Source organism: Variovorax rhizosphaerae, from assembly GCF_037889975.1.
Lineage (GTDB): Bacteria > Pseudomonadota > Gammaproteobacteria > Burkholderiales > Burkholderiaceae_C > Variovorax > Variovorax rhizosphaerae.
Genome location: NZ_JBBKZT010000024.1, coordinates 26,530 through 38,949, shown reverse-complemented (window position 1 = coordinate 38,949; position 12,420 = coordinate 26,530). Strand labels below are relative to the sequence as shown.

9 protein-coding genes are annotated in these 12,420 nt (G+C 66.1%); 6 read left to right on the top strand and 3 right to left on the bottom strand.

Translation table 11 applies throughout. From position 1 onward, the window contains the following. The first annotated feature begins 12 nt into the window (after positions 1 to 12). Both WKW82_RS33285 and WKW82_RS33280 read left to right on the top strand, forming a co-directional pair. Positions 13 to 828 (top strand): sugar phosphate isomerase/epimerase family protein, encoded by an 816-nt coding sequence (locus WKW82_RS33285; protein ID WP_340347223.1) that lies wholly within the window; start codon positions 13 to 15, stop codon positions 826 to 828. Between the two features lie 10 nt (positions 829 to 838). Further along, positions 839 to 2,554, top strand: a complete 1,716-nt coding sequence (locus WKW82_RS33280) for an FAD-dependent oxidoreductase (protein WP_340347222.1) — start codon at positions 839 to 841, stop codon at positions 2,552 to 2,554. Positions 2,555 to 2,907: 353 nt separating this feature from the next. Here WKW82_RS33280 and WKW82_RS33275 read toward each other — a convergent pair whose 3' ends face one another. Then, entirely contained in the window at positions 2,908 to 5,952 is a 3,045-nt protein-coding gene (locus tag WKW82_RS33275) for an FAD-binding and (Fe-S)-binding domain-containing protein (RefSeq protein ID WP_340347221.1), read from the bottom strand. Between the two features lie 8 nt (positions 5,953 to 5,960). Continuing rightward, positions 5,961 to 6,656: a GntR family transcriptional regulator gene (locus WKW82_RS33270; RefSeq protein WP_340347219.1), complete on the bottom strand. Its 696-nt coding sequence runs from the start codon at positions 6,654 to 6,656 to the stop codon at positions 5,961 to 5,963. Positions 6,657 to 6,783: 127 nt separating this feature from the next. On the opposite strand from WKW82_RS33270, the gene WKW82_RS33265 reads away from it, so the two are divergent. From WKW82_RS33265 to WKW82_RS33255, 3 genes are read left to right on the top strand one after another with little or no spacing between them, the layout of a single operon-like run. After that, complete coding sequence (locus WKW82_RS33265; protein ID WP_340347217.1) at positions 6,784 to 8,028, top strand: pyridoxal-phosphate-dependent aminotransferase family protein; 1,245 nt, start codon at positions 6,784 to 6,786, stop codon at positions 8,026 to 8,028. A 32-nt stretch (positions 8,029 to 8,060) separates the two neighbouring features. Then, positions 8,061 to 9,041 carry a Bug family tripartite tricarboxylate transporter substrate binding protein gene (locus WKW82_RS33260; protein WP_340347215.1) on the top strand — a complete coding sequence of 327 codons (981 nt, stop codon included), beginning with the start codon at positions 8,061 to 8,063 and terminating at the stop codon, positions 9,039 to 9,041. After that, the gene (locus WKW82_RS33255) at positions 9,038 to 9,793 is read left to right on the top strand and encodes a fumarylacetoacetate hydrolase family protein (protein WP_340347213.1); all 756 of its coding nucleotides are present in this window, start codon (positions 9,038 to 9,040) and stop codon (positions 9,791 to 9,793) included. Before WKW82_RS33260 ends, WKW82_RS33255 begins: the two co-directional genes overlap by 4 nt. Positions 9,794 to 10,089: 296 nt before the next feature. Here WKW82_RS33255 and WKW82_RS33250 read toward each other — a convergent pair whose 3' ends face one another. Beyond that, positions 10,090 to 10,272: a hypothetical protein gene (locus tag WKW82_RS33250; RefSeq protein WP_340347212.1), complete on the bottom strand. Its 183-nt coding sequence runs from the start codon at positions 10,270 to 10,272 to the stop codon at positions 10,090 to 10,092. A 160-nt stretch (positions 10,273 to 10,432) separates the two neighbouring features. On the opposite strand from WKW82_RS33250, the gene WKW82_RS33245 reads away from it, so the two are divergent. Further along, positions 10,433 to 12,157, top strand: coding sequence for a DUF2235 domain-containing protein (locus WKW82_RS33245; protein ID WP_340347210.1), 1,725 nt, complete (start codon positions 10,433 to 10,435; stop codon positions 12,155 to 12,157). The last annotated feature ends 263 nt before the right edge of the window (positions 12,158 to 12,420 follow it).

Sequence of the window (12,420 nt, the reverse complement as noted above, 5' to 3'; positions counted from 1 at the left end):
AGGAGACAAACCATGACCCGACCCATTTCCCTCGCCGCCCTCACCGTTCTCGAACTCACGCCGCCCGAGATGGTGACCTGCGCCTTCGAAGCCGGCTACAGCCACGTCGGCATCCGCCTGCTACCCGCCACGCCGACCGAACCGCAGTACGACATCGTGGGCGACACGCCGATGCTGCGCGAAGTCGAGGCGCGGCTGGCAGACACGGGCATCAAGGTGCTCGACGTGGAGATCTTCCGCATCAAGCCCGATGTGCGCGCCGCCGACTACGAAGCCGCGATCGCCACCGCCGCACGTCTCGGCGCGAGCGAACTGCTGGTGGCGGGCAACGACCCGGACGATGCCCGGCAGATCGAATCCTTCGCGGCCTTCTGCGAGCTGGCCGGCCGCTACGGCCTGGGCGCCGTCCTCGAGTTCATGCCGTGGACCGAAGCGAAGAACCTGACGCAGGCCGCCCGCATCGTCGAACGTTGCGGCAGCAAGAACGCCGGCGTACTGATCGACCCCTTCCACTTCAGCCGGTCGCGCAGCCGCATCGAGGACATCGCCTCGATTCCGCCTTCGCGCCTGCGCTACCTGCAGTTCTGCGACGTGCCGGCCGAGATTCCGCCGACGATGGAAGAGATCCTCCATCAGGCGCGCGCCGAGCGGCTGTTTCCCGGTGACGGCGGCGTGGACTTGGTGGGCCTGCTGCGCGCCCTGCCGCGCGACATTCCGCTGGCCCTCGAGATCCCGACCCACACGCTGGCGCGCACCGTCGGCGCGACCGAGCGCGCACGCCGCGCACGCGCCGCGACCATGCGCGTGCTGGCGCAGCTCGACGCCTGAGCGAACGGCCATGTCCTCCAGCACCCAACAGCCGCGCGGCATCGACTGCGACCTGCTCGTCATCGGCTCTGGCGCTTCCGGCCTTGCAGCTGCGGTGACCGCGGCATTCCACGGCCTGAAAGTCGTGGTCGTGGAAAAGGCGCCCGTGTTCGGCGGCGCCACCGCCTGGTCGGGCGGATGGATGTGGACGCCCGGCAACCCGCTCGCCAAACGCGCCGGCATTCATGAAGACCCGCAGCAGCCACGCACCTACCTGAAGAACGAACTGGGCGACCGCTACGACGCGGCGCGTGTCGATGCCTTCCTCGACAACGCGCCCGAGATGGTCGCGTTCTTCGAACAGAACACCGCGCTTCAGTTCGCCGATGGCAACGCGATTCCCGATGTGCACGGCAAGGTGGCCGGCGCCGGCACCGAAGGCCATCAGGTCATCGCCGCGCCCTACGATGCCCGTGAACTGGGTGCGCTGAACAAGCGCCTGCGCAAGACGATGCGGGAGACGTCGTTCCTCGGCATGCCGATCATGGCGGGCGCGGACCTCGGGGCCTTCCTCAGCATGACGCGCTCGCCGAAGTCCTTCCTCCACGTGACGAAGCGCTTCCTGCGACACCTGCGTGATCTCGCGTTCCATGGGCGTGCCATGCACCTGGTCAACGGCGTTGCGCTGGTCGCGCGGCTCGCAAAATCCGCCGACGACCTGAAGGTGCAGATGATCGAATCTGCACCCGCCAAGCGACTGCTGATGGAGGACGGCGTCGTGCGCGGCGCCGTCGTCACGACGCCCGATGGCGACATCGAGATCCGCGCCGCCAAGGGTGTCGTGCTCGCAGCCGGCGGCTTCCCGAACGACATTGCGCGACGCAAGGCCCTGTTCCCGCGCACACCAACAGGCCAGGAGCACCTCGCGCTGCCGCCCGAAAGCTGCTCGGGCGACGGCATCACACTGGGCGAATCGGCGGGCGGCATGCTCGACACCAGCGTCGCATCGCCGGCCGCCTGGGCACCCGTCTCGCGCGTGCCGCATCCCGACGGCAGCACCGGCCATTTCCCCCACATCATCGAACGCGGCAAGCCGGGGCTGATCGGCGTGCTGTCCAACGGCCAGCGCTTCGTCAACGAGGCGGATGGCTACTACGACTATGTCGCTGCCATGGTGGCGCAGGCGCCGCAGGGCGAGGAAGTGCATTCGTGGCTGGTCTGCGACCACCGCTTCCAGCGGCTCTATGGCCTGGGGTACGCGCGGCCCTTTCCGGTTCCGGTGGGCCGTTTCGTGCGCAATGGCTACCTGAAGCGCGGCGCCACGATCGAAGAACTCGCAACGGCTTGCGGCATCCCGCCCGCCGCGCTGGCCGCAACGGTCCAGCGCTTCAACGAGAACGCCCGCCAGGGCACGGACCCGGACTTCGGACGCGGCTCTACGCCCTACAACCGCAAGATGGGCGACCCCTTGCACAAGGGCCCCAACCCCTGCGTCGCGCCGATCGAGCAAGGCCCCTTCTATGCCGTGAAAGTGCTGCCCGGCAGCTTCGGCACCTTCGCCGGGCTGAAGACCAACGAGCACGCGCAGGTCGTGGGCGCAGAAGGACAACCGATCGTCGGCCTCTATGCAGTGGGCACGGACATGGCGAGCGTCATGGGCGGGTTCTATCCCTCTGGCGGCATCAACCTCGGCCCGGCGATGACCTTCGGCTTCATCGCCGGGCGCCATGCGGCGCGGGGTTGGTGAAGGCGGGGATCGAGCCGGAGTGGGCGTGGCTTGCGTGTGCAGCGTTGCCCCTCGCGGCCGCCCACGGAACCGACTTAGCCTGGCTGGAGCCGCTGGCGCGTCAGGAATGGGCATTCGTTCAGTTTTCCATGACGCTGGCACGTCTCCCGCGACACATGAAAACCGGGACGAGCACAGCGTTACCCCTTCGTGGGTACCCACGGAACCGGCCTTGCCGGACCGCTGGGTGCGCCCCCTTGAGGGGCTGAAGGCCGCGGCCCCAACCTGCCCGCGCAGGCTTGGAGGGCCCACCAGATCAGCCACCTCTGGCGGCCGCCCCGGGCGCCGCAGGCGCATCGGGGTCGGGTTTCATTTCACATGAGTTGCGCCTCGAGCAGGCGCGCCACATGCACCGCTTCGCGCTGTGCACCGTCGGCGATCTGATGGCGGCAACTGGTGCCGTCGGCCACCACGACGGCGTCGGGGTTCTGGCGCACAGCGGGCAACAGGCTGGCCTCGGCCATCTGCATCGAGATCTCGTGATGAGATGCCTCGTAGCCGAAGCTTCCCGCCATGCCGCAGCATGAACTCTCGATCAGCTCCGGCTTGGCACCGGGGATCAACTTGAGTACATCGATGATCGGACTGACCGCACCGAACGCTTTCTGGTGGCAATGGCCATGCAGCAGGATCGGACGGTCGATGGACTTCAGTGCCAACTGGAAGCGGCCGGCCTTCGCCTCACGCGCGATGAATTCCTCGAACAGCAGCGCCTGGGCGGCCACGGTCTTCGCCTTCGCGCCGAAGCCCATGACCAGCGTCTCGTCACGCAGCGTCAGCAGGCACGAGGGCTCGAGCCCGACGATCGCGATGCCCGCATCCGCCAGCGGCACAAGGGCGTCGATCAGTGCGCCGGCCTTGGCCTTGGCCTCCTCCACCATGCCGTTGGCGAGATAGGTGCGGCCGCAGCAGTGATGGCCACCGTCTTTCAGCACCGTGTGCAGCACATAGCCCGCGGCCTTGAGCACGCGCGCGGCGGAAAAGGCGTTCTCGCTTTCGAAGGTGCCGTTGAAGGTGTCGACGAACAGCACGGCCACCTTCCGCCCGTTTCGCGCAGCGGCCAGCGCCTCTTCGCGACTTGCGAACATCGACGCGTCCATCGCACGCCAGAAGGTATCGCTGCGCCACTCCGGCAAGGAACGCTTCGCGGAAAGCCCCAGCAGTTTTTCCCCAAGCCAGCGCGCACCCGGCACCGTGTTGCGCAGGTTCAGCAGCCACGGCACGCGACTGGCCGCATGTGCATAGTCCGGAAGCCGTGCGATCAGCTTGTCCTTGAGCGTGTGCCCGTGCTTCTTCTTGTAGTGGGCCAGGAACTCGATCTTCATCTTCGCCATGTCGACGCCCGTCGGGCAATCTCGCTTGCAGCCCTTGCAGCCGACGCAGAGGTCCATCGTCTGGTGCATGGCCTCGCTCGTGAAGGCGTCCGGGCCAAGCTGCCCGGAGACCGCCAGGCGCAGCGTGTTGGCGCGTCCGCGCGTGACGTGCTGTTCGTCGCGCGTCACGCGGTAACTCGGGCACATCGTGCCCGCGTCGAACTTGCGGCAGTGGCCATTGTTGTTGCACATCTCCACGGCCTTGGCAAAGCCGCCCGTGATGTCGCCGCCGGTGCCGGGTGAGGTCGTCACTTCCGTCACTGGATCAGCCTGCACGTTCCAGTCGGACCAGTCGAGCACGGGCGTGAGCGGGATGCGCTTGTACGGCTTGGGTGCCGTCGCGGGCGAGAAGCGGAACAACGAGGTGTCGTCCATCTTGGGCGGATCGATGATCTTGCCCGGGTTGAAGAGTTTGATGGGGTCGAGCTTCTGCTTGATGGAGCGGAGGGCGTCGTTGAGGGCCGGGCCGAATTGCCATTCGATCCATTCGCCGCGACACAGGCCGTCACCGTGTTCGCCGCTGAACGCGCCCTTGTACTTGCGCACGAGCGCACTCGCTTCCTCGGCAATCGCGCGCATCTTGGCCGCGCCGTCGATGCGCATGTCCAGGATGGGACGCACGTGCAGCGTGCCGACAGACGCGTGCGCGTACCAGGTGCCCCGGCTCCCGTACTTGGCGAAGACTTCCGTGAGACCGTCGGTGTATTCGGCCAGGTGCTCCAGCGGCACGGCGCAGTCCTCGATGAAGCTCACCGGCTTGCCGTCGCCCTTGAGGCTCATCATGATGTTGAGCCCGGCCTTGCGCACGTCCCACAGGTTCTTCTGCGGCGCATCGTCGCGCATCTCGACCACGCTGCCCGGGAGGCCGAGTTCGCCCATCAGGTCCGTCAGGTCCTTCAGTTTGGGCAACAGTGAAGCCTTCTCGCTGCCCGAGAACTCGACCAGCAGGATCGCGGCGGGCCGGCCGATCAGCGCGGTCTCGACGGTGGAGCGGAAGGCCGGGTTGGCAAGACTCAACTCGATCATCGTCCGGTCGACCAGCTCCACCGCGGTGGGGCCGAGCTTCACGATGTGCTGCGCCGAATCCATGGCCGCGTGAAAGCTCGGGAAGTTGACGATGCCCAGCACCTTGGCGCGCGGCAGTTCGGAAAGCTTGAGCGTCAGGCTTCGCGTATAGGCCAGCGTGCCCTCCGCCCCGATCAGCAAGTGCGCGAGGTTGACGCTGCCGTCCGTGGTGTAGGGCTTCTCGCTCTGGTTGTCGAAGATGTCGAGGTTGTAGCCGGCAACGCGCCGCAGCACCTTGGGCCAGTTCGCCTGGAGTTCGCTGCGGTGCTGCACTGCCAGTTGCCGTACGTGCTGCGCGATGTCGCTCGCCCGTGCGCCCAACATCGATACCGGCCCGAAGTCGACGACCTCGCCATCGGACAACCAGGCGCTCGCACCCGCGACGTTGTGCACCATGTTGCCGTAGGCGATGGAGCGCGAGCCGCAGGAGTTGTTGCCCGCCATGCCGCCCAGCGTGGCCTGCGCGCTCGTTGACACATCGACCGGATACCAGAGGCCGTGCGGCTTGAGTTGCGCATTCAGGTGATCGAGCACGATCCCGGGCTCCACCGTGACGGTGCGCTGTTCGAGGTCCAGGTCCAGTACGCGCCGGAAGTGCTTGCTGTTGTCGATGACCAGTGCAGCGCCCGTGGTCTGGCCGCACTGGCTGGTGCCGCCGCCGCGCGCCAGCACCGGCACCTTGAGATCGCGCGCCACGTCGATCGCGGTGGCGATGTCTCGCTCGGTCTTCGGCACCAGCACGCCGACCGGCATGATCTGGTAGATCGACGCATCGGTCGCGTAGCGGCCTCGCGATGCGTCGTCGAAGAGCACCTCGCCCTGCGTCTCGGTCGCGAGGCGCCTCGCCAGCGCCTCGCAGGTTTCGTTCGGGGGCAGGACAGTACCGGCTGGCTGGAGATGGCTTGCAGGCTCGATGCGCATGGATGACCTCAGGGCTTGGCCGCTTTGGACCGTGGATAGATTTCGCCGGCGCGCAGGAGCTCCAGCACGGTGTCGCGCTTGCGATTCAGGTGTTCGACCAGCACCTGGCGCATCGCGACGGGATCGCGCGCGCCGAGGGCTTCGATCATTCGCTCATGCTCAGCCACCGCCGCCGCCCACTTGGCCTCGTTCTGGTTGGTGCGAAAGCGCAGCGACTGGACACGCGCGTTGACCGAGCGGTAGGTGCTCGTCAGCACCGGGTTCCTCGCCGCGTCGTTGATGGCGACGTGGATGCGCGCGTTGATGCGGTAGTAGCCGGAGAGGTCCCGACGCGCAAAGCACGCCAGCATCTCGTAGTGCAGCGCCCGGACTTCCGCGAGTTCCCCGTCGGTCATGCGCTGCACCGCCAGTTCGCCGGACATGCCCTCCAGCGTTGCCAACAGCTCGAAGGTGTTGACCACGTCAGCCTCCGTCAGCTTGACGGCCACCGCGCCACGATTGGGCAGCAGGTCGACCAGCCCTTCCGCCGCCAGCAGCTTGATGGCCTCGCGCAGCGGCGTGCGCGAGACGCGCAATTGGTCGCACAGCTCGCGCTCGTTGAGCTTGGCGCCCGGCGCGATGCGGCCCTCGATGAGCATCGTGCGCAGTCGCGTCGCCACCTGGTCATGCAGCGCCAGACGCGAGATCTCGATTACTTCCGCCATAGGTTTACTTCCTTCATTTGCATTTTGCATGCACTTTTTGCGCCGCACAAGCCTAGGCAATCAGGGATAACCATCATTCACTTTTGCATTTTGAATGCAAAACTGATTGCGAAAGGACGGACACACCATGCTTCAACTCGACTCCCATCCCACCGGCAGGCACTTCCTGCAGATCCCGGGCCCCAGCCCGGTTCCGGACCGCATCCTGCGCGCGATGAGCCTGCCAACCATCGACCATCGCGGCCCCGAATTCGGCGTACTCGGTCGACAGGTGCTGACCGGCATAAAGCAGATCTTCAAGACCGTGCATCCGGTCATCATCTATCCGGCTTCCGGCACCGGCGCCTGGGAGGCCGCCCTGTCGAACACGCTGAGCGCTGGCGACCATGTGCTGATGTTCGAGACCGGGCATTTCGCGTCGCTGTGGCAGAAGATGGCCACGCGCCTGGGCATCTCCACGGAGTTCCTGGCCTATGGCGGCACGGACGCGCATCTGCCCCATGCGCCCGGCTGGCGGCGCGGCGTGCAGGCCGACCTGATCGAAGCCCGCCTGCGCAAGGACACGGAAAAGAAGATCAAGGCCGTGTGCGTGGTGCACAACGAGACCTCGACGGGCGTCACGTCCGACATCGCATCGGTGCGCCGTGCGATCGATGCGGCGGGCCACCCGGCGCTCCTGATGGTCGACAGCATTTCCGGCCTGGCGAGCGCGGATTTCCGCCACGACGAATGGGGTGTGGACGTCACCATCAGCGGGTCGCAGAAAGGGTTGATGCTGCCGCCGGGCATCAGCTTCAACGCCATCTCGCCCCGCGCGCTGGAAGCCATGAAGGTCGCGAAGCTGCCGCGCTCCTTCTGGGCCTGGGACGAGATCGTCGAGATGAACAAGGACGGCTACTGGCCCTACACGCCCAACACCAACCTGCTCTACGGCCTCTCCGAGGCGCTCGACATGATCCTCGGCGAGGGCCTGGACAACGTGTTCGTGCGCCACCAGCGATGGGCCGCCGGCGTGCGCGCCGCCGTCAACGCATGGGGCCTGCCGATCCAGTGCGTTGACCCGGCCGTGTACTCGCCGGTCCTCACCGGCGTCATCACGCCCGAAGGCGTCGACGCGGACGCGATCCGCCGGCTCATCCACCAACGCTTCGACCTGTCGCTGGGCACGGGGCTCGGCAAGCTCAAGGGCCGCATGTTCCGAATGGGCCATCTCGGCGACAGCAACGACCTGACGCTGGTCGCGATGGTCGCCGGTGTCGAGATGGGGCTGAAGCTCTCCGGCGTGAAGCTCGCCGACAGCGGCGTGCAGGCCACGATGGATTACTTCGCCGGCCATCCCGCGCAGGTCGCGCTGCTCCAGAAGGCAGCCTGAGCGTCGACGCGCTCGATCACAACGGAGACAACATGCAACGACGTTCCTTCATCCAGGCCGCGGGAGCCGCTGCGGCAAGCACCCTCGGCATTCCCACGGTCTTCGCGCAGGACTGGCCGTCCGGCCCCGTGCGCATCGTGGTCGGCTTCCCGCCCGGAGGCGGCACGGATGCACTTGCGCGCGTCGTCGCGCAGAAGCTGGCCGTGATGTGGAACCAGACCGTCATCGTCGAGAACAAGGGCGGCGTGGCGGGCGTGCTGGCGGCCGAGTACGTGGCGACGCAGCCGAGCGACGGCAGCACCTTGCTGATGGCCCATATCAACAGCCACGCGCTCGCGCCCAGCCTGCAGCCCAAGCTGCGCTACAACGTGGAGCGCGATTTCGTGCCGATCGTGCTGGTCGGCGTGACGCCCAACCTCCTGATCGCAAGTCCCACGCAGAAAGCCGTGACGGTCAAGGACATCGTCGCCCTGTGCAGCGCCGAGCCCGGCAAGGTGAGCTTCGGTTCGGCGGGCGCGGGTTCTGCGCAGCATCTGGCGCTGGAAATGTTCAAGCTGCAAGCCAAGGTCGATGCGATGCACGTGCCCTACAAGGGCAGCGGGCCGTTGTTGGCCGACCTGATGGGCAGCCAGATCCAGTACAGCTTCGAGACCATGACCGCGGCCACCCCGCACGTGAAGAGCGGCAAGGTCATCGGCGTTGCGCAGACGCGGCTCAAGCGTGCGAAGGGCCATCCCGGCATTCCGACGATGCAGGAGCAGGGGTTCGACGGCTTCGAGGCCACCACCTGGTATGGCCTGGCCGGGCCCGGCAAGCTGCCGGCCGGCATCGCCGACAAGATCAATCGCGACGTCAACACCGTGTTGGCGATGCCGGATGTGCAGGAGCGGCTCGACACCTATGGCGCCGAGGATGGTGGCGGCTCGCGCGAGAAGTTCGCAAAGTTCATTTCGAGCGAGATCGAGAAGTGGGCACGTGTCGTCAAGGACGGCAAGGTGAGGGTGGACGCATGACGGATCTGGCGGCATCGCTTGCAACGGCGTGGCGGGAGGGGCGTGCCCTCGATGCGACGGCCTGGCGCAACGACTTGGGCGACGCGGCGCAGGCCTATGAAGTGCAGGAACATGTCGCGAGGGCGATGGGCTGGTTCGACACGGCCGTGCCCAGACACTGGAAGTCCGGCGGGCCTTCTCGCGAGGTCGTCCTCACGCATGCGCCGCTGCCACCGGACGGTGTGCGCGCCAGCCCCGCGGACTATCGCGACATGCACTTCAATGCGCCGGGCATCGAATCCGAGATCGCCCTGCGTCTTGGCGAAGCCGTGACGCCGGAGCGCGCTGCGGCGCTCACGCCGGAGACTGCAAGGACATTGATCGATGCGATGACCGTCTCGATCGAGATCGTCGACTCGCGATGGAGAGATCCAGCGAGCGCCTCGGCACTGCTGCGGCTTGCTGACCAGCAGTCGCATGGTGCGCTGGTGTTGGGCGACTGGGTGCCCTATGTCGCACGCGACTGGGCCGCCCAGGCTTGCGAAACACGCATCGGTGGCGCGGCGGCCGATGTGCGCGTCGGCACGCACTCGATGGGCGATCCGGCCTGGCTGCTGCCCACCTGGCTGCGTCATGCGACGCGCAACGGTGCGATCGTTCCGGCAGGAACCATCGTCACCACCGGCTCGTGGGTCGGGGTGTTGCCAGTGCGCAAGGGCGATACGGTGGTCGTCGAGTTTCCAGGCATCGGGCGAGCCGAAGCCCAGCTCTGAGGACTGGGCCGGCACGCAACGGCCCTGGAAAAATCGGGCTTGGATTTGCGCGGGCGTTGCAGGGCTGAGTTCGCGTGATCATGGGAGTGAGCGCCTCAAAGGGCGTCGGGCCGCTTCCGCATCCCGGCTGCGGTGCACTGGAACCGTCTGCATGTCCCTCTTCGCGGATGGCAACCGTCCAGGCGTGGACCTCCGCGGGTACGACGCCAAAGGTCAGCCCGACGTTGCCGGTCACCCTGCGATAGTGCGAGACGGGTCGGCACGTGAATCCCCGCCACGATTCACAGCATCTGCCATCAGCGCACGACCTGGTCTTCGGGCACCGCACGGTTGTTCGATTGCTTCTCCAGGGGCACCGAGAAGATGACATTTCGAACGGCAGTGCCGGTCGTCAAGAACTCCTGGGCCAAGCCATCAACCTGAAGGCGACCGTTCAAGGCGTCGGGTATGCCTGAGATTTTTCTGTCGTCGGTCCACACCGCACCTCCTCCATTCGGAGTATGTCCCGTCACGCGGCGGGTGCGATGATCGATTCAAGTCAGTGCCGCAAGGTTTTGCTTGCGCCCCGCAAGACGGATCCAGGAGGGACACCCAATGGACGTACGGTCAAGAGGCTCACGCCATCCAGGCGCTGAAGCCATGAACGCAGCGGCGCGGCCGCGAGACATCATCCTTTTCTGCGATGGAACCAACAACACGCTGACCGGGGGCAAGAACGACACGAACGTTCTCAAGTTGTACCAGCACATGCGCGCCACCCGCAACCCTGACCAGATCCTGTACTACGACCCAGGCGTCGGCTCGCCAGATGGTCTTCCCGGCGTCGGTCTGGATGTCTTGTCGCGCAAGTGGGAACGCATTTCCGGCCTTGCATCCGGCCACGGCGTCTACGAGAACATCCGCGAAGGCTATGCGTTCCTGATGGCCCACTGGCAGCCGGGCGACAGGATCTGGCTCTTCGGCTTTTCACGCGGCGCTTTCACGGCGCGGGCCATCTCTGGCATGGTCAATCTCTTCGGATTGATCGAAGCGCGCCATGTGTCGATCCTGGACACGCTGATGCGCGTGTATTTCTCTCCCCCTCCCCCGAAAGAAGGCGAGCGTATCAAGGGCATGAGGCGTTGGCGCAAGGCACTGGGCCTGAAGCCTGACCGACCGGATCGCGTCACGCGCAACGCCGTCGCCGAACAGATCCAGACCGAGTTCACCAGCGATGCCGGCGCTTGCGCCACGGTGCACTTCGTCGGCGTGTGGGATACGGTCGAGTCCGTCGGATTCCCGCTCCTGGGCTCGGTGACCATCACCAGTACAACCTCGACCAACGGCAAGCGGATTTCGCATGTCAGGCATGCCCTCTCGCTGGACGAGCATCGCATGACATTCATGCCGCGGCTCTATGAGCAGGTCAACACAGGTTATTTCCCGGTCGCCCGAAAGGAAGACGGCACCGAGGGATCCGTCCGGCAAATCTGGTTCAAAGGGGTGCACAGCGACGTCGGCGGCGGCTACGCGACGTGCGAGGCGGGCCTCTCGAACATCACCCTCGCATGGATGGTCGACGAAGCCATTCCATGCGGCCTGCGCTGCGAGCCTTGCGTGGCGCAAGCCGATGTGTTGGCTCATGACATGACCTACGCGGTGCCCTGGTGGGCCCTGGCTGGCCTGTGTGTTCGGGACGTTCCTGAACTGACAAGGAAAATCCGCGAGCCGCAGGTCGAGCATTCTTCCGTTGCGGGTGTGGGCGCGCATGGCGCATCCATCTGGCAGGAGCGTCGCTCCAGGCTGCCTGTGGGGGTCGCAACGCTTGGCGCTGCCTTGGCCGTGGCCTGGCAGGCCTGGCTGCTGGGGAGCCTGTCACGTGTCTGCGAACTCGCGGTGGCCCAGCTTCAGTTTCTCTGGGTCCTGCTTGTTCCGTCCATGCCAGGTTTGGCTGCCCGGTTGGGGGACGCGCGCATTGGATCGGCGATTGCCGTCGACTTGCTCCTCATCGCCTGCTACGCCTATGTTCTTGCCCGTGCGTTCGCGTGGGCGTTTCATCGACTGGCCGGACCGAACCATGTGGACCAGCGCGCGCCATGGTGGCAACTATTGGGCGTGGCGCCTCTCGTCTGCGTGTTGGCGGATCTGTTCGAGAACGCGCTGACCTTGTGGGTCATGGGCTGGTCGGCGCCGGAATTTTCGTTTCCACAGCAGCTTGTGCTGACCGTGCTCGGCCTGGCGTCTGCAAGCAAGTTCGTGGCGGGCGGTTTATCGATCCTGTTCGTCGCTGCAGCGCTTGTTTGGGGGCCTCGCCGTTCGCGCGTCAGGCATCGCAGCGCTGTCGACGCTGCCGCATTTGCGACGACGGTGAAAAGCCCACGATGAGCTGAGGCCGAGGCGCCCTGCCCTGCAACCACGCCGCCCGGCGAAACCGGAAATGCAGGCAAGCGCAGACGCCGGGAATCACGACCAGCGCCACCGGATGGCCGTCGCGCCATTTCCGTTCTGGCATGTGCCTGAAGTTCACTCCCCGGATAGGCACCCAGCGGCAGGGCCTTGAGACCGCGCAGCGCCATCACCTGCACCGCCGGGTAGTGGCCGGCCAGCTTCTTGAGCAGCGCGTCCATGCAGGCAAAGAACGCGCAGGC

Excerpts from the sequence above, each read along its gene's own strand:
- WKW82_RS33260 (WP_340347215.1), top strand. The coding sequence starts at position 8,061 with ATGCAACGACGTTCCTTCATCCAGGCCGCGGGAGCCGCTGCGGCAAGC.
- WKW82_RS33285 (WP_340347223.1), top strand. The coding sequence starts at position 13 with ATGACCCGACCCATTTCCCTCGCCGCCCTCACCGTTCTCGAACTCACG.
- WKW82_RS33275 (WP_340347221.1), bottom strand. The coding sequence starts at position 5,952 with ATGCGCATCGAGCCTGCAAGCCATCTCCAGCCAGCCGGTACTGTCCTG.
- WKW82_RS33280 (WP_340347222.1), top strand. The coding sequence starts at position 839 with ATGTCCTCCAGCACCCAACAGCCGCGCGGCATCGACTGCGACCTGCTC.
- WKW82_RS33245 (WP_340347210.1), top strand. The coding sequence starts at position 10,433 with ATGAACGCAGCGGCGCGGCCGCGAGACATCATCCTTTTCTGCGATGGA.
- WKW82_RS33265 (WP_340347217.1), top strand. The coding sequence starts at position 6,784 with ATGCTTCAACTCGACTCCCATCCCACCGGCAGGCACTTCCTGCAGATC.
- WKW82_RS33270 (WP_340347219.1), bottom strand. The coding sequence starts at position 6,656 with ATGGCGGAAGTAATCGAGATCTCGCGTCTGGCGCTGCATGACCAGGTG.
- WKW82_RS33255 (WP_340347213.1), top strand. The coding sequence starts at position 9,038 with ATGACGGATCTGGCGGCATCGCTTGCAACGGCGTGGCGGGAGGGGCGT.